Source organism: Streptomyces viridosporus (assembly GCF_002078235.1).
GTDB lineage: Bacteria > Actinomycetota > Actinomycetes > Streptomycetales > Streptomycetaceae > Streptomyces > Streptomyces viridosporus.
In genome coordinates, this window is the sequence record NZ_MSGP01000365.1 from 1 (window position 1) to 16,146 (window position 16,146).

At 71.9% G+C, this 16,146-nt stretch carries 15 protein-coding genes; 10 read left to right on the plus strand and 5 right to left on the minus strand.

Annotated features, from left to right (window positions below; all coding sequences use genetic code 11):
• On the minus strand, positions 1-936 hold a 936-nt coding region (locus B7L92_RS25300), incomplete at its 3' end, for a beta-galactosidase (protein ID WP_174704016.1).
• Between the two features lie 407 nt (positions 937-1,343).
• Between B7L92_RS25300 and B7L92_RS25305 the strand changes: the two genes are divergently transcribed.
• Positions 1,344-2,330 (plus strand): arabinan endo-1,5-alpha-L-arabinosidase, encoded by a 987-nt coding sequence (locus tag B7L92_RS25305; RefSeq protein ID WP_081239719.1) that lies wholly within the window; start codon positions 1,344-1,346, stop codon positions 2,328-2,330.
• Positions 2,312-2,470: a hypothetical protein gene (locus tag B7L92_RS40725; RefSeq protein WP_159461061.1), complete on the plus strand. Its 159-nt coding sequence runs from the start codon at positions 2,312-2,314 to the stop codon at positions 2,468-2,470. The genes B7L92_RS25305 and B7L92_RS40725 overlap by 19 nt, the downstream gene beginning before the upstream one ends.
• A gap of 77 nt (positions 2,471-2,547) precedes the next feature.
• On the opposite strand, the gene B7L92_RS25310 is transcribed toward B7L92_RS40725, so the two are convergent.
• From B7L92_RS25310 to B7L92_RS25325, 4 genes are all read right to left on the minus strand, one after another.
• Entirely contained in the window at positions 2,548-3,759 is a 1,212-nt protein-coding gene (locus B7L92_RS25310; protein WP_081239729.1) for a PucR-like N-terminal domain-containing protein, read from the minus strand.
• Positions 3,760-3,980: 221 nt separating this feature from the next.
• Positions 3,981-4,922, minus strand: coding sequence for a hypothetical protein (locus B7L92_RS25315; RefSeq protein ID WP_081239720.1), 942 nt, complete (start codon positions 4,920-4,922; stop codon positions 3,981-3,983).
• A 49-nt stretch (positions 4,923-4,971) separates the two neighbouring features.
• A complete protein-coding gene (locus tag B7L92_RS25320; RefSeq protein WP_081239721.1) occupies positions 4,972-6,546 on the minus strand; it encodes a DUF6801 domain-containing protein in 1,575 nt (524 codons plus the stop codon).
• Positions 6,547-6,669: 123 nt separating this feature from the next.
• Entirely contained in the window at positions 6,670-7,305 is a 636-nt protein-coding gene (locus B7L92_RS25325) for a hypothetical protein (protein WP_081239722.1), read from the minus strand.
• A gap of 722 nt (positions 7,306-8,027) precedes the next feature.
• On the opposite strand from B7L92_RS25325, the gene B7L92_RS25330 reads away from it, so the two are divergent.
• From B7L92_RS25330 to B7L92_RS25365, 8 genes are all read left to right on the plus strand, one after another.
• The gene (locus B7L92_RS25330) at positions 8,028-9,038 is read left to right on the plus strand and encodes an ABC transporter ATP-binding protein (protein WP_081239723.1); all 1,011 of its coding nucleotides are present in this window, start codon (positions 8,028-8,030) and stop codon (positions 9,036-9,038) included.
• Positions 9,035-9,799 carry an MlaE family ABC transporter permease gene (locus B7L92_RS25335; RefSeq protein WP_081239724.1) on the plus strand — a complete coding sequence of 255 codons (765 nt, stop codon included), beginning with the start codon at positions 9,035-9,037 and terminating at the stop codon, positions 9,797-9,799. Before B7L92_RS25330 ends, B7L92_RS25335 begins: the two co-directional genes overlap by 4 nt.
• Before the next feature lie 6 nt (positions 9,800-9,805).
• On the plus strand, positions 9,806-10,612 hold the full coding sequence (locus tag B7L92_RS25340; RefSeq protein ID WP_004988584.1) for an MlaE family ABC transporter permease: 807 nt from the start codon (positions 9,806-9,808) through the stop codon (positions 10,610-10,612).
• Between the two features lies 1 nt (position 10,613).
• Positions 10,614-11,867 carry an MCE family protein gene (locus tag B7L92_RS25345; protein WP_081239725.1) on the plus strand — a complete coding sequence of 418 codons (1,254 nt, stop codon included), beginning with the start codon at positions 10,614-10,616 and terminating at the stop codon, positions 11,865-11,867.
• A complete protein-coding gene (locus B7L92_RS25350) occupies positions 11,864-12,922 on the plus strand; it encodes an MCE family protein (protein WP_081239726.1) in 1,059 nt (352 codons plus the stop codon). Before B7L92_RS25345 ends, B7L92_RS25350 begins: the two co-directional genes overlap by 4 nt.
• Positions 12,919-14,004, plus strand: a complete 1,086-nt coding sequence (locus B7L92_RS25355; RefSeq protein WP_081239727.1) for an MCE family protein — start codon at positions 12,919-12,921, stop codon at positions 14,002-14,004. Before B7L92_RS25350 ends, B7L92_RS25355 begins: the two co-directional genes overlap by 4 nt.
• Positions 14,001-15,044, plus strand: coding sequence for an MCE family protein (locus tag B7L92_RS25360; RefSeq protein WP_081239728.1), 1,044 nt, complete (start codon positions 14,001-14,003; stop codon positions 15,042-15,044). The genes B7L92_RS25355 and B7L92_RS25360 overlap by 4 nt, the downstream gene beginning before the upstream one ends.
• On the plus strand, positions 15,041-16,146 hold a 1,106-nt coding region (locus B7L92_RS25365), incomplete at its 3' end, for an MCE family protein (protein WP_255311130.1). The genes B7L92_RS25360 and B7L92_RS25365, both read left to right, overlap by 4 nt.

A 16,146-nucleotide genomic window follows, 5' to 3' on the forward strand; every position in this document is an offset into this window, starting at 1 on the left:
GCCCCACGGGTCGGCCGCCCCGCCGGCCGCCCCGGCCAGGAACCCGGGCGTGCGCGCACCGGCGCCGGCCCCGTGCTCCCCGAAGTGCCCGAGGTCCGGCGGCACCTCACCGGGCGCGGTGGCCACGTCGACCCCGTGCAGCAGGCGCCCCTTCTCCCGGCCGGTGCCGAGGAGCTCCGGCGCCCCGCTTCCGCCCGGCCCGCCGCCCGTGCGGAACAGCGGTACGTCGATGCGGTCGGCGCGCACCTTCTCGTACAGGTGGGTCAGGTGGGCGCGCCCGGCCGGATCGTCGGCGGGGACGCCGGACCCGTCCTCGAGCTGGTACAGCAGCACGGTGCCGCCGCCCCGGGTGAACAGGTGCCGGACGGCGATGGCGTCGACCGCGCTCAGCCACTCGTCGACGTGCCGCAGGTACGCCGGGTCGGCGGTCCGCGCCGTGCCCTCGGCGACCGTCAGCCACCCCGGGAGGCCGCCGGCGTCCACGTCGGCGGCACCGCCCGGCCCCGGGCGCAGGACGACGTACAGCCGCTCCTCGGCGGCCGTCCGCAGGAACAGGTCCAGATCCCGCACCCCGGTGAAGTCGTACCGTCCGGGAGCGGGGGAGTGGTGGTTCCACGGGACGTGGACGGTGACCGCGTTGTGCCCGTGGGCGCGCAGCTTCTGCAGCACGTCCCGCCACAGGGACGGGCTCGGCAGCCGGAAGGGGTGCACCTCACCGGACCAGAGCACCAGGCGCCGGCCGTCGACCAGCAGCGAGTACCGGTCGAAACCGACCCGGTGCCGCTTGCCGTCCGCGCTCGGCGCGGGGGGCGGCGGTCCCGTCGGCACGGTGCGCGCCACGCGCGGTCCGGGCACCGCCCCGCTGCTGCCGGCCAGCGCGAGGCCGAGCGCCGCCGTGCCGGCCAGGGCGGTGAAGGTACGCCTGCTGAGCTCCAAGGGAGCGCCTCCTGTTGTGCCTGCTGTGCTGTGCGGGGCTGCGTGAGTGCGCCGGGGCGGCCCCGGTGGGCCATTGTCCACGGACCGGCCCCCTCCCGTTCACACGGGGTTCCGTTACGTCCCGGTTCGCCCTGTTGTGGCGCGTCGGACGCGGTCGGGCGTGACCGGGCGCGATCGGATGTGAAGGGCCGGAGTTCGCCCTGTCCGCTCACCGGCGGTCGCTGGGCCGGTCCGGCGGAGCGCGTCCGCGCGCCGACCTCTCCTGCGCCGCGTCCGCCGGGGATCGGGGCTGCGCGGGTCATTGACGCGCAAGGGGTTCGATTCTACGGTCCGTTCGAACTTGCGATCGCTGTTCGAGATGGCGAACGCGCCATCAGGCCGTGACCCCCACCGCAAGGAGAACCCGCATGAGCCGCACCCTCCGTCTCACCCGAACGCGCACCGCTCTCCTCGCCCTCCCCGCCGCCGCGCTGCTCGCCCTCGTGCCGACGACCGCCTCGGCGTACCCCAACCCCGGCCGGGTCACCGGCTCCGTCGTCACACACGACCCGTCGATGATCCGGACGCCCTCCGGGCAGTACCTCCTCTACGCGACCGGCGGCGGGATCAGCAGCAAGACCTCCGCCGACCGCACCGCCTTCTCCGCCGGGGCGGACGCGTTCTCGTCCCGCCCGAGCTGGTGGCGGACCTACTCCTCCGTGCCGGAGGCGTGGGCGCCGGACATCTCGTACCAGGGCGGCAGGTACCTGATGTACTACTCCGTCTCGTCGTTCGGCTCGAACACCTCCGCCATCGGGCTGGCCACCTCCACCACCGGGCGGCCGGGCAGCTGGACGGACCAGGGCACCGTCCACACCTCCACCTCCTCCAGCGACTACAACGCCATCGACCCCAACCTCTTCGTCGACGACGACGGCAAGTGGTGGCTCTCCTTCGGCAGTTGGTGGACCGGGATCAAGATGATCCAGATCAACCCCTCCACCGGGAAGCAGCTCTCCTCGAACACCACCCGCTACTCCCTGGCCTCCCGCCCCACCGGGACCAAGGCCGTCGAGGCGCCGTTCATCGTCAAGCGGGGCGGCTCCTACTACCTCTTCGCCTCCTACGACACCTGCTGCGCCGGCACCGGCTCGACCTACAAGGTCAAGGTCGGCCGCGCCACCGGCGTCACCGGGCCGTACCGCGACAGGAACGGCGTCGCGATGACGAGCAACGGGGGCACGCCCGTGCTCGAGTCGCACGGCAGCGTCATCGGCCCCGGCGGGCAGTCGATCCTGAAGGACGTCGACGGGGACCTGATCGTCTACCACTACTACGACGGCAACGACAACGGCACCCCCAAGCTCGGCATCAACCTCCTGGACTGGAGCAGCGGATGGCCCGTCGCCTACTGACCCTGCCGGCCGCGCTGCTGCTCGCCCTCTCGTGCGGGCAGCCGTCCGCGCGGGCGGCCCCGCTCGCGGACGGCGCCGACGTACGGCAGTGGACCTGGCTGGACAACGGCTGCCGGCAGTGGCGGCCGAACCCGGCGTAGGACCCCCGCGCCGCACCGGCGTGAGGCCGGCGTACGGCCTCACGCCGGTGCGGCGATCACTCCGTCCGGTGCGGCGATCACTCCGTGCGGTCGTGCTCCCGCAGGTGGAGCGAGCGCAGGGTCACCTCGAGGGCGAAGCGGCGGTCGGGGTCGGCGAGCCGGTCGCCCAGGTAGCCGTCCAGGGTCCGCAGGCGGTAGCGGACGGTCTGGGCGTGCACGCCCAGCATCTCGCCGACCTGCTCGGCGGGCGCCCGGGTGGAGACGTGGGCCCGGAGGGTCTCCACGAGCCGGTCGCGCCGCCTGGCGGGCAGACCGGCGAGCGGGGCCAGCTCACGGGCCGCGAGATGGTCGACGAGGGCCGGGTCGGACAGCAGCCACAGGGTGATCAGGTGGTCCTCGCAGCGGAGCAGCGGGACGTCGGGCACCACACCGTCGTCGACGAGCTGGAGCACACGGCGCGCCCAGCGGACGGAGTCGGCGGCCTGCGCGACCGGTACGGGCAGGCCCACCGCGGCACGGGTGCCGGCCAGGGCGGTACCGAGCATGTCGAGGCGTTGCGGGGTGAGGTCCCCGGGGACGAGCAGGTGCGGCTGCGGGATGTCCAGGTCGGCGAGGACGTCGCCGTCGAGTCCGGCCTGGATGTGCTCCGGCACCGGAGGGCGGAGCGCGACGAGGAAGCAGGTCCGGGGCAGTTCCCAGGCGGCGGCCTTGCACAGCTCGGAGACGGTCGTCCGGGGCAGCGGCGAAGCGGCGAGGAGGAGGTGCAGTAACTGTCTTCGTAACGCGGACACCTCGGACGCGGCCCGCTCCCGCACTTCCGCGTACCCCTCGCGGGTGACCGCCTCCAGTTCCTCGACGTACGCGAAGAGGGCGTCGGCGAAGGCGAGGACGAGCGTGGGGGAGAGGCTGTACTGCCGGCCCAACGTCTTGGCCCGGCGCAGCGCGATGCGGGCGCCGAGCCGGTAGGCGCCCTGCAGGATCTCCAGGTCGCGGCCCTCGTAGGCCTCCACCCGGCCGAATCTGCGCAGCAGTTGGTCCCGTGTCTCGGAGCTCTTGCCGGGGTCGGCCACGCGGTCCACGAAGGCGGTCAGCGCCTGCTCGACGCCTTGGCGGATCGCGTCCCCGTCCGGACCGTTGAGCAGCCGGCCGTACACCGGGTAGACGCGGGTGACCTCGGTCCGTATCTCGTTCAGCAGGCCCGGTAGTTCCGGCCGCATGAAGGCCGCGAACTTCCTGGGGAGCGGATCGAGCGGTTCACCGAGCACCGAAGGGCGTGCGATTGAGGGCATGAGCGATCCCTTGCTCTCCGACATGTCCGGCAGGGTGGCCGGCCGGGCACCGCCACGCCGGACGGCGGACGGAACCTGGGCCGGCCCACCAGGTGCACACCGGTCCGAAAAGCTGAAGGTAAATCAACTTTATTGTGCTGTACACCACTTGGGAGGAAACCGCTTCACCGGCACGGGAACCGGTCTCCGGTGCGGTGGTGGAACGTCGGCCCGCCCGGCCGTCACCTGACGGCGGAGTGCCAGTTCTCCGCCAGGACCCTGCCGGCGTCGGGGGCGACGGTGCCGGGCGCGTTGAGGCCGGTGAGGTGGGTCTGCGTGTTGTCGAGGGTGAGGTTGTTGTTCCCGGAGGCGGAGGGCAGGCCGGTCTTCGCGTTGACCGCGGCGTTGATCAGGCCGATGTTCAGGCCGCAGCCGGTGGCGGCGGGAACCGCGAAGGTGCTGTCGTTCTGGGTGGCGCCGGTGAGGTTGATCCGGCTCATCTCGCCGGCCTCGTCGGGAGTGCCGTTGCCCTGGAAGAGGCTCATCCCGAACTCGGGGTAATTGAGGTTCTTCGGGCGCAGCACGATCGGGTGGGACGCCGACCCGATGTAGCACTTGCCGCCCAGGAGCGGGTTCTCCAGGTGGATGCGGACCGGCAGGGCGACGATGGGCAGGTCGGTGAGGACGCCCGCGGTCTGGTCGAAGGCGTAGGGCGCGCCGACGGACTCCATGGTGGCGGTGATCTTGTTGAGGCTGGAGTTCTCGAGCGTCTCGCAGAGGGCCGTGATCACCGGTATGTCGCTCGGGCACATCAGGCCGAGCAGGCCGCCGGGCACGGTGGCGGGGTCGGCGACGAGCGCGCCGGAGGGCGGGGCGACGACACTGCTGGTGCCGTCCGTGTTCTGGACGACGCCGATCTGGAGGTTGGTCCTGCCCGTGACCACGGTGGTCTTGCCCAGCTTGATGGAGCCGCCGGCGGAGGTGGAGACCACGCACTGCGGGGTCTTGGCGAAGCCGTCGGCGGCCAGCATCGCCGGGGCGTCGACGGGGCAGCGGGTGAAGGGCGCCCACTCGCCGTTCAGCGCGGGCTCGGCGGCGGTCGCGGTGCCCAGGGAGGCCAGGGCGCCGAGCGCGGTCAGGGCGGAGACGGTGGCGACTCTGGTGCGGGGGGAGAACCGGGACATGGGGATGGCCTTCCGTGGAGGTGGGAGGGAACGGGAGGGAGGGGCCGGCTCAGCGCTCGGGGACGGGAATCTGGTAGGGCTGCAGGTCCTCGGTGCACTCGCCCCTGGTGAACGGGGTCTCGAACACCGGGTTGGCGATCGAGCACGTCTGGCCCTGGATCTGCTTGATGTAGTTGCCGGAGCCGGAGACGGAGGCGGTGAGGAGGCGGTCGATCCGCTCGCCGCCGGTGCCGCAGCCGGTGAAGGCGGGGATGGTCACCTCGCCGGTCAGCGGGCCGCCGGTGAGGAGCATGTAACCGGTGGCGTCCTCGCCGAAGACCTGCTCGCCCCTGCCGTACAGCACCACGTGGTCACCGGGGTGGTTCGCGGGGTCCGGCTCGGGGGAGGCGAGGGGCTTCTCGGTCGTGCAGCCGGGGCCGACGTCCAGGGGGGTGCCGTTGACCTCGAGGGCGGTCACCCGGAGGACCAGCGGGGCCCGGATGTAGGTCTCCCCGATCGTCAGGAGGTCGGAGAGGCGCATCTTGATGCGCGAGTCGATCCTGATGGGTCCCGTCTGCTCCAGCACCATGGTGGCCTTCACCGGGGTGAAGCCGAAGGCCAGGAAGGTGCTCTCGACGGGGGGTGTCCGCTTGCGCCCCTCGTAGTGGAAGTCGCCCTGCGACACGGTGTCGAAGACGAGGTGGTCCGGGTCGGGGGGGCCGTCACCGGGGATGCCCTGCTCGATCAGCATGCAGGACACCGGAAGGAGCGAGGCGCCCTTCAGCTTGTTCACGTTGGAGTAGCCCGTGACGTAGGCGTTCAGCGACGCCGACGTGGGCGGACGGTTCTCGTCGTAGCGGCACGGTGGTGCGTCGCGGTCCGCGGCGGTGCCGCCGGGCGTGCCCTCCGTGACCTTCGGCGCGCGCTCCCCCCGCTCCTCCTCCGGTCCGGAGGAGGGACCGGACGGCCCGGGAGGGGAACCCGGGAGGGACGGCGGGCCGCTCGGCTCCGGTGCGTCCGTGCCGACCGGCACGGTGGCCAGCAGCCCCTCCTCCGGCGCGTCCTCGGCGAGGGAGCAGTCGACGGTCAGCGGGCCGGGGTCGGCGGCGGCCCCGGCCGCCGCGCCGAGTTCCAGGTCGACGGCGAGGTTCCCGGCGGAGAGGACGAGGTCGCCGTCGCTCCGCCCGGTCACCGAGGGGACGTCCCCCGTCGTGGTCAGCGTCAGCGGCCCGGACCCGGGGAGGGCGACCGGCTCCGCCGTGCCGCGCCAGGTGGCCTCGGCGGCGGCCTCGTTCTGGGTGACGCCGACGGTGAGGCGGGTGGCGGCCCGCGCGGTGGCGGCCCCGGGCGCGGTGAGGTCCGCGACCGCCTCCGCCGGGAGTTCCACGGTGGTGGTGACGCCGGTGGGCGAGAACGCCTCGCCGGCCTTCGCCCGGTCCGGGAACGCCGCCGAGACCCGCACCGTCGCCGGCAGCTCTCCCGAGGGGAACGCGCAGACGTAGGGGAGTTCGGCGTCGACCTCCTGGCTGCCCGACGCGGAGGCCGCCGCCGGGACCATGGCGGCGAGGACGACGAACGCGCCGATCGTCGCCGTCCTGGCACGGGCACGGGGTGGCCGCGGCGCGGCGACACGGTTGCCTCTCAATGCTGCTCCGCTCGGGTCGCTTGACGTCGGAAGCCGGCGGCCGGCTTCCCTGAGGTCCGGCAGGGACGGTCCGCGTCCGCCCGGCCGGGAGCGCCGGCCGGGCGGACGCGGGCGGGCGGTGCCTTACGGGTTGGAGCCGATGATCTTCGGGATGGTGCCGTTCGACGCCTTGATGGCGTAGTTGCCCTTGAAGACGGGCCTGGTGGCGGTCGTGACCACCGTGCCGCAGTTGACGGGGGCGGGGCTGGAGCTGACGGCCAGGTCACCGGCGACGCTGTTGACCGCCAGGATGCCGGTGGAGTTGGTGTAGGTGGCCGAGGCCTTGCCCGTCACGGTGAACTTGCAGGCGCCGGCGGTCACGTTGGCGGTGACGTTGCCGACGTAGCCCTTGGTGACGCCGGTCGAGGCGGTGTAGTCCTGGGCGACGACGGTCCAGGGGGTGACCGCCACGGTGGTGACGGTGCCCAGGACGCTGGTGCACGGCGAAGCGGAGGTGCCGAAGTTGATGGCGTTGATGGTGGCGACCGTGGCGGGGTTGCCGGTGGCGCTCCCCATGGTGCCCGACGCGCCCGAGACCGTGCACGTCATCGGGATGGTGGCGGTCAGCACGATGTTGCCGCTGTTCGTCGCCGTGTAGCTGCCCGACGGGGTGACGGTCCACACCGTGGAGGGCACCGCCGAGGCGGTCCCGGCGGTGAGGCCGAACGCGGCCGCGGCCGCACCCGCCACGACAGCGGTCCTTCTGAGGGTTTTCTTCATGGCTCTGGGACTCTCCTTGTGGATTGACCGGCAGAGATGGGCCGTGACCGAGGTGATCGAGAGGGAGGCCGTGCGGCCCGCGGCTCGGTGTTCCCTGTCCGCGAGCAATGACGTTACTTGCGGGAAACTTGGCCGAACAATGCCACTGTTCATGATTCTTTGAAAAGTGGAACCATCTGTTTCCGGGGTGAGTGATTCGCGGATCGCCTTAGTCACCACATGTCAACGTCGAAGTTTTCGGCCGGTGTTGCGGAATCTCGCCGCTCGCCGCTCGCCGTCGGGCCGTCCTGCTCACCCGGTGACAATTTCGAAGGTGTGCTTTATCTGCGTCCTGACAGGTTCCGGATGGCTGAAGTCGGTGTCCCGGAAAACTCGGATTCCGGTATTGCCCGCCGAGGTTACTCGGTCGTAACGTGCCGGTGTGGTGCTCGGTTCCGGGTCGGTGGCCCCCGCCGGCCGGAGCCATGACGGACGCTTTCCGGCCTCGCCCTCCCGTCCGGGCCGGGGATCCGTCGGCGGGGTCCCGCGGATCCACACCCCCCGGAGCCGCGGGACCCCGCCCTGTCTCCCCGGAGACAAGTGCGGGTCCGGCGTGTTGTCTGCGCGGTGACAAACTCCGGGAGGGGAGCGGGGAATCGGCGCCGCACCCGTTGTCAGCACGTTCCGCGCCGACTTAACGTGCGCCCCCGGTGCACGTCCGACACACGTCCGCTGGAGGTGACATGGGAATCGAAGTGGTGGTCGAGGGCCTGACCAAGTCCTTCGGTGAGCAGAGCATCTGGCGGGACGTGACACTCACCCTTCCCGCCGGAGAGGTGAGCGTGATGCTGGGCCCGTCCGGCACCGGGAAGACCGTTTTCCTGAAGTCGCTCATAGGGCTGCTCAAACCCGAGAAGGGCCGTGTTCTCATCAACGGGGTGGACATGGTGAACAGTCCTGAGAGGGATATCTACGAGACCCGGAAATTGTTCGGGCTCATGTTCCAGGACGGGGCCCTCTTCGGGTCCATGTCCCTCTTCGACAACATCGCCTTCCCGCTGCGCGAGCACACCCGCAAGAAGGAGTCCGAGATCCGCCGCATCGTCATGGAGCGGATCGAGGTCGTCGGGCTGCTGGGCGCGGAGGGCAAGCTCCCGGGAGAGATCAGCGGCGGCATGCGCAAACGGGCCGGCCTGGCCCGCGCGCTCGTGCTGGACCCGCAGATCATCCTGTGCGACGAACCGGACTCCGGGCTCGACCCGGTCCGCACCGCCTACCTCTCCCAACTGCTGATCGACCTGAACGCGCAGATCGACGCGACGATGCTGATCGTCACCCACAACCTCGACATCGCCGCCACCGTGCCCGACAACATGGGGATGCTCTTCCGGCGCGAGCTCGTCACCTTCGGCCCGCGCGAGGTGCTGCTCACCAGCGAGGAGCCGGTCGTGGCCCAGTTCCTCGACGGTCGGCGCGAGGGCCCCATCGGGATGTCCGAGGAGAAGGACGCGGCCACCCTCGCCGCCGAGGCGGGCGCCGCGGGCACCGCCCCGCCCCGGCCCCGGAGGATCGTCCCGCAACTGGAGCCGTCGCCCGGCCTCCCGCCGCGCCGGGCCGTCGCCCGGCGGCGCGAGCGTGTCATGAGCATGATTGAACAGTTGCCGCCCGCCGCGCGCTCCGCCCTCCGGGAGGCCGACGCGAGGAACGCCGGGGCGCCCACCCTGCCGATGCCCGCCGCCGGGAGCGGCGCATGATCACCGGCGCGCTGCGGCAGACCGGCCGGCTCTTCGCGCTCGCCGCCGAAGTGAGCCGCGCGATCTTCCGAAGACCCTTCCAGTTCCGCGAGTTCGTCGAGCAGTTCTGGTTCGTCGCGGGCGTCACCATCCTGCCCGCCGCCCTCGTCTCCATCCCCTTCGGCGCCGTCATCGCGCTCCAGGTCGGTTCCCTGACCCAGCAGTTGGGAGCCCAGTCGTTCACCGGAGGCGCCAGCGTCCTCGCCGTCGTCCAGCAGGCGAGCCCGCTCATCGTCGCCCTGCTGATCGCCGGCGCCGGCGGCTCCGCCATCTGCGCCGACCTCGGCTCCCGCAAGATCCGCGAGGAGCTCGACGCCATGGAGGTCATGGGCGTCTCGCCCGTGCAACGCCTGGTCGTGCCCCGGGTCCTGGCCACCATGGGCGTGGCGGTCCTGCTCAACGGCCTGGTCTCCGTCGTCGGCACCCTCGGCGGCTACTTCTTCAACGTCATCCTGCAGGACGGCACCCCCGGCGCCTACCTGTCCAGCTTCTCCGCCCTCGCCCAGCCGGCCGACCTGTACATCAGCGAACTCAAGGCGCTGGTCTTCGGGTTCATCGCGGGCATCGTCGCCGCCTACCGGGGCCTCAACCCGCGCGGCGGCCCCAAGGGCGTCGGCGACGCCGTCAACCAGTCCGTCGTCATCACCTTCCTCCTGCTCTTCTTCGTGAACATGGTGATGACGGCCCTCTACCTCCAGATCGTCCCGCCGAAGGGAGGCTGAGGCCCGATGGCCTCCCCGCTCGTCTGGCTCGACCGCTCCGGCGACCACCTGCTCTTCTACGCCCGGGCGCTGCTGTGGATCCCGCGGACCCTGCGCCGCTACCTCAAGGAGGTGCAGCGCCTCCTCGCCGAGGTCGCCTTCGGCTCCGGCGGCCTCGGCGTCATCGGCGGCACCATCGGCGTGATGATCGCGATGACGCTCTTCACCGGAACCGTCGTCGGACTCCAGGGCTACGCGGCCCTCGACCAGATCGGCACGGCCGCGTTCACCGGATTCGTCTCCGCCTACTTCAACACCCGCGAGATCGCCCCCCTGGTCGCCGGACTCGCCCTCTCCGCGACCGTCGGCGCCGGCTTCACCGCCCAGCTCGGCGCCATGCGCATCAACGAGGAGGTCGACGCCCTCGAGGGGATGGGGATCCGCTCCATGCCCTACCTGGTCACCACCCGCATCATCGCCGGGGTCGTCGCCATCGTCCCGCTCTACGCGATCGGGCTGCTCTCCTCCTACCTGGCGTCCCGCTCCGTGACCGTCCTGTTCAACGGCCAGTCCCGGGGCACGTACGACCACTACTTCGCCCTCTTCCTCTCCCCGACGGACGTCCTGCTCTCGGTGCTGAAAGTGCTGATCTTCAGCGTGATGGTGATCCTCGCCCACTGCTACTACGGCTACCGCGCCACGGGCGGCCCCGCCGGCGTCGGCGTCGCCGTCGGCCGCTCGGTGCGCAACGCCATCGTGCTGATCAGCGTCACCGACTTCTTCCTGTCGCTCGCCCTGTGGGGCGCGACCACGACCGTGAAGGTGGCGGGGTGAGATGAGCGGAGCACGAGGCGGAGCGGTGCGCCGCCGGTGTGCCGGGGTGGTGTTCCTGCTGGTCCCCGCCCTGCTGGTCTGGCTGGCCGTCGCCGTCTACGACAAGAGGTTCACCGACTCCGACCCGGTGGTCGTCGAGACCGGCAGCGTCGGCAACGAGATGCACCTGGGCGCCGAGGTCAAACTGCGCGGCGTCGTCGTCGGCGAGGTCCGCGCCGTCGAGGCCACCGACGACGGGGCCCGGCTCACCCTCGCCATGAAACCCGGCGCCCTCGACGACGTCCCCTCCGACGTCCGTGCGCAGATGCTGCCGACCACCCTGTTCGGCGAGCGGTTCGTGGCCCTGGTGCCGCCCGAGACCCCCTCGGCCGAACCCCTGGCCGCCGGAGCCGTCATCCCCCAGGACCGCTCCGAGAACGCCGTCGAACTCCAGCAGGTCCTCGACGACGTCCTGCCGATGCTCACCGCCGTCCAGCCGCAGAAGCTCTCCGCGACCCTGTCGGCCGTCTCGCGGGCCCTGGAGGGGCGCGGGGACCGGCTCGGCGACACGCTCGGCCGACTGGACGCGCACCTCAGGGAGTTCAACCCCCACCTGCCCACCCTCAACCGGGACCTCAAGCAGCTCGTGAAGGTCAGCCATGTCTACGCGGACGCCGCGCCCGACATCATCACGGCGCTCACCGACTTCACCACCACCAGCGGCACCCTCGCCGAGCAGGAGGCCGCGTACGCCGGCACCCTCGGCGCCACCACCCGGACGGCCGAGGACATGACGGCCTTCCTGCGGCAGAACGAGAAGAACATCATCCGGCTCAGCGCCACCGGCCGGCCCACCCTGGAACTGCTCGCCGAGTACTCCCCCTCCTTCCCCTGCACCCTGCGCACCCTCGCCGAGTTCGTGCCCGCCATGGACAAGGCGCTCGGCAAGGGCACCGACCGGCCCGGCATCCACGTCGACGTCACCGCCGTCCCCTCGCGCGGCGCCTACCTCCCCGGCCGCGACACCCCGGTGTACGGCGCCGGCGGCGGCCCCCGCTGCCCCTCCGTGCCCTACCTCGGCTCCCTCGCCCGGCCCGCCGCGCAGGCCGCCGGGGCGGCCGACCAGGACCTCGGGCCCGCCAACTCCCCGCAGGAGAACGACCTCGTCAACGAACTGCTCGCACCCGCCGCCGGCCGGCACCCCGGCGACCTGCCCGACTGGAGCAGCCTGCTCGTCGGCCCGGCCTACCGCGGTACGGAGGTGACCCTCGGATGACCGGCACGGACCACGCGCACACCCGGCGCCGCCCGCTGACCGGGCCGCTGCTCAAGTCCCTCGCCTTCGTGGTGGTCACCGCCCTCGCCACGACCGTGCTCGGCCTCAGCGTCGCCGACACCGGCGTCGGCACCGGCACCAGCACCTACCGGGCCCTGTTCACCGACGTCACCGGACTCGTCGACGGCGACAGCGTACGGATCTCCGGGGTGGAGGTCGGCGAGGTGACCGATGTCCGCGTCGTGCAACGGCGCACCGCGCAGGTCACCTTCACCGTCCGCGAGGACCGCCGGCTGCCCCGGTCGGCCACCGCCGCCGTGAAGTACCTCAACATGGTCGGCCAGCGCTACATCGCCCTCGACCGCGGCAGCGGCGACCCCACCGGCACCCTCGAGGCGGGCGACACCATCCCGCTCGACCGCACCACGCCCGCCCTCGACCTGACCCTGCTCTTCAACGGCTTCAAGCCGCTGTTCGAAGGGCTCTCCCCGAAGGACGTCAACGAACTCGCCGGATCGATCGTGCAGGTGCTCCAGGGCGAGGGCGCCACCGTCGACAGCCTGATCCGCCACATCGGCTCGCTCAGCACGACCGTCGCCGCCAAGGACGAGGTGATCGGCGAGGTCGTCGACAACCTCACCACCGTCCTGAAGACCCTCAACGACCGCGAGGACGGCTTCGACGACCTCGTCGTCACCCTGCGGGACCTCGTCACCGGCTTCAACGACGACCGCGAACCCCTCGGCGAGGCGGTCGAGGCCATGGGCGACCTGACCACCGTCACCGCCGGCCTCCTCGAGGACGGACGCGCGCCCCTCGAACGGGACATCCGCGAACTGGGCCGGCTCTCCACGGGCCTGGGCGAACACACCGGGCGGATCGAGGACTTCCTCGACCGGACCCCCGCCAAGATGACCGCCCTGGCCCGCCTGTCCTCCTACGGATCGTGGTTCAACCTCTACCTCTGCGAGGCACGCGTGAGCGGAGTGACCACCTCCGACGGCTCCGAGGCGCCGACCGGCATCGCGATCACCGAATCGAGGTGCCGCGGATGAGACCCTTCGCACGGCGCGACCGGACCGGCCGGCCGGCCGCGTCCCGGCGTCCGCGCATCACACCGGTCAGGGAACGCAACCCCGTCGCCGTCGCCGTCGTCGGACTGCTCGCCCTCACCCTGCTCGCCGCCCTCGTCCACCACGCGCAGCGGCTGCCGTTCGGCGGCGGTACGCACTACAGCGCCGACTTCTCCGAGGCCGCCGGCCTCGACGAGGGCGACGAGGTGCGCATCGCCGGCGTCAAGGTCGGCGAGGTCACCGGCGTCGCCCTGGACGGCGCCAGGGTGAAGGTCACCTTCGAGGTCGAGGACGCCTGGCTCGGCGACCGGACGACCGCCGCCATCGCCATCAAGACCCTCCTCGGCGACAAGTACCTGGCGCTCGACCCGCTCGGCTCCGGCCGGCAGGACCCCGGCAGCCGCATCCCGCTGTCCCGCACCACCTCCCCCTACGACGTGACACAGGCGTTCCAGGACCTCGGCTCCACCGCCGAGGAGATCGACACCCGGCGGCTCGCGGAGAGCTTCGAGACCCTCTCCGAGACCTTCGAGAACTCCCCGCCCCATGTGCGCAAGGCCGCCGACGGCCTGTCCGCGCTGTCGAGGTCCGTCTCCGAGCGCGACGCGGAACTCTCCGAACTCCTCGAGGGCAGCGCCCGGTTCACCAAGACGCTGCAGAACAGGAAGTCCAGCTTCGAGACCCTCATCGAGGACGGCGGCTCCCTGCTCGGCGAACTCCAGGACCGCCGCGACGCCATCCGCGCCCTGCTCAAGGGCAGCCGGAAACTCGGGATCGAACTCGCCGGCCTCGTCGAGGACAACGAGAAGCAGCTCGGCCCCACCCTCAAGGCCCTCGGCCGGGTCACCGACGTCCTGGAGAAGAACAACACCCAGCTCGGCAAGACCCTCGCGCTGGTCGGCCCGTACTACCGCCTGGTCGGCAACACCCTGGGCAACGGCCGCTGGTTCGACAGCTACCTGTGCGGCGTCGTCCCCCGCGACTACCTGCCCGAGACGTCCCTGCCCGAGACCGGCTGCATGCCGCCGCGACAGGCGGCGGCCCAGGGGAGCGGTGAGCGATGAGCAGACGCAGAAGAGTCCTCACCGGCGTGCTCGCCCTCGCGGTGCTCGCCGCCGGCGGCCTGACCGCCGTCCGGGTCCTCGACTCCGACGGCACCCGCATCACCGCCTACTTCGACCGCGCCGTCGGCATCTACGCCGGGTCCGACCTGCGCGTCCTCGGGGTGCGGGTCGGAGAGGTGGAGTCGGTGCGGCCGCAGGGCACCACGGTGCGCGTCGGCCTCCTGCTGGACGAGGGCGTGAAGGTCCCCGAGGGCGCACGGGCCGTCGTCGTCGCGCCGAGCGTCGTCGCCGACCGCTACGTGCAGCTCACCCCCGCCCACAGCACGGGCCCCGCCCTCGCCGACGGCGCCGTCCTGCCCGCCGCGCGCAACCGCACCCCCGTCGAGATCGACCAGCTCTACGACTCGATCACCGAACTCGGCCGGGCACTCGGCCCGGACGGCGCCAACTCCGGCGGCGCCCTGTCCGAACTGCTGAGCACCGGCGCCGCCAACCTCGACGGCAACGGCGAGGCCATCGGCGACGGCATCGAGGAGTTCGGCAAGGCGGCCAGGACCCTCGACGGCAGCAGCGGCGACCTGTTCGGCACGCTGCGCAGGCTCCAGACCTTCACCACCATGCTGAAGGAGAAGGACACCGACGTGCGCACCGCGCAGGAACGCCTGGACGAGGTCGTCGGCTTCTTCGCCGACAACAAGGACGACCTCGCCGGCGCGATCGAGGAACTCGGCACCGCGCTCGGCCAGGTCAAGACCTTCATCGAGGACAACCGGGGCGAGCTGAAGAAGAACGTCGACCGGCTGGTCCCCCTCACCCGGACCCTCGTCGAGCAACGGGCCTCGCTCGCCGAGGCACTGGACGTGGCGCCGCTGGCCGCGGGCAACGTGGTGGGCGCCTACAACCCCGACACCCGCACCCTCGACGGCCGCGCCAACCTCAACGAGATCAGCATGGGCGGACCGCTGCTGCCGCTGCCCGCGACGGGCGGCTCGTCCGCGCACGGCGACGGGCCCGCGGCCACCGGGAAGGGGGAGCGATGAAGCGCGGCGGACGGCACTTCGGCCCCAGGGCCGCGGCGGTGAGGCGCGGCGCGCTCACCACGGGCGGCGCCGCCGGCCTCACCCTGGGCGGACTCCTCGCCCTCGGCCTCGGCTTCACCCTGGCCCTCGGCGCGGTCACCGTCGAACTGCCGCGCTTCGACGGCATCGAGGACCTGCCGCTGCCCGGCGGCGCCGACCTCGGCGACCACCCCTACACCGTCACCGCCGAACTCCAGGACGTGCTCAGCCTGGTCCCGCAGTCCGCGGTGAAGGTCAACGACGTCGCCGTCGGCCGGGTCACCCGCATCGAACTCGGCCGCGACGACTGGTCGGCCCGCGTCACCATGAGGATCAACGGCGATGTGCGGCTGCCCGCCGACGCCACCGCCCGGCTCGAACAGTCCAGCCTGCTGGGCGAGAAGTACGTCCAGCTCGTCGCCCCCGACCGGGAGGGCGGATCCGGAAGGCTGGAGGACGGGGGCGTCATCCCGGTCTCCCGCACCAGCCGCAACACCGAGGTCGAGGAGGTGTTCGGCGCGCTGTCCCTGCTCCTCAACGGCGGCGGGGTCGACCAGCTCAGGACCATCACCCGGGAACTCAACGCGGCGCTCGGCGGCCGCGAACCCGAGGTCCGCTCCCTGCTGAGACGGGTCGACACCCTGGTGACCGACCTCGACGACCACCGGGGCGACATCACCGACGCCCTCGACGCCGTCAACCGGCTCTCCGCGACCCTCGCCACCCGCAAGGACGACGTCGGCACCGTCCTCACCGACCTCTCACCCGGGCTGAAGACGCTCGAGAGGCAGCGCGGCTCCCTGCTGACCATGCTGCGCTCCCTCGACACGCTCTCCGGCGTCGCCGTCTCCACCATCGACGCGAGCAAGGACGACATGATCGCCGACCTCGAGGCCATCGCGCCGACCCTGAAGGCCCTCGCGGACGCGGGCGCGGACCTGCCCGACTCGCTCCAGGTGCTGCTGACGTACCCGTTCACCGACGAGGTGCTGCGCGGGGTGAAGGGCGACTACCTCAACGTGTACCTGAGCATGGTCGCCGCGCCCGGGACCCAGGTGATCCCGCCCCTGGTGCCCCGGGGCAC

What these genes read in the sequence shown, in the direction of transcription:
- B7L92_RS25360 (WP_081239728.1), top strand. Translation starts at nt 14,001, where the DNA reads ATGAGCAGACGCAGAAGAGTCCTCACCGGCGTGCTCGCCCTCGCGGTG.
- B7L92_RS25315 (WP_081239720.1), bottom strand. Translation starts at nt 4,922, where the DNA reads ATGTCCCGGTTCTCCCCCCGCACCAGAGTCGCCACCGTCTCCGCCCTG.
- B7L92_RS25345 (WP_081239725.1), top strand. Translation starts at nt 10,614, where the DNA reads ATGAGCGGAGCACGAGGCGGAGCGGTGCGCCGCCGGTGTGCCGGGGTG.
- B7L92_RS25330 (WP_081239723.1), top strand. Translation starts at nt 8,028, where the DNA reads ATGGGAATCGAAGTGGTGGTCGAGGGCCTGACCAAGTCCTTCGGTGAG.
- B7L92_RS25355 (WP_081239727.1), top strand. Translation starts at nt 12,919, where the DNA reads ATGAGACCCTTCGCACGGCGCGACCGGACCGGCCGGCCGGCCGCGTCC.
- B7L92_RS25335 (WP_081239724.1), top strand. Translation starts at nt 9,035, where the DNA reads ATGATCACCGGCGCGCTGCGGCAGACCGGCCGGCTCTTCGCGCTCGCC.
- B7L92_RS40725 (WP_159461061.1), top strand. Translation starts at nt 2,312, where the DNA reads ATGGCCCGTCGCCTACTGACCCTGCCGGCCGCGCTGCTGCTCGCCCTC.
- B7L92_RS25340 (WP_004988584.1), top strand. Translation starts at nt 9,806, where the DNA reads ATGGCCTCCCCGCTCGTCTGGCTCGACCGCTCCGGCGACCACCTGCTC.
- B7L92_RS25305 (WP_081239719.1), top strand. Translation starts at nt 1,344, where the DNA reads ATGAGCCGCACCCTCCGTCTCACCCGAACGCGCACCGCTCTCCTCGCC.
- B7L92_RS25325 (WP_081239722.1), bottom strand. Translation starts at nt 7,305, where the DNA reads ATGAAGAAAACCCTCAGAAGGACCGCTGTCGTGGCGGGTGCGGCCGCG.
- B7L92_RS25310 (WP_081239729.1), bottom strand. Translation starts at nt 3,759, where the DNA reads ATGCCCTCAATCGCACGCCCTTCGGTGCTCGGTGAACCGCTCGATCCG.
- B7L92_RS25350 (WP_081239726.1), top strand. Translation starts at nt 11,864, where the DNA reads ATGACCGGCACGGACCACGCGCACACCCGGCGCCGCCCGCTGACCGGG.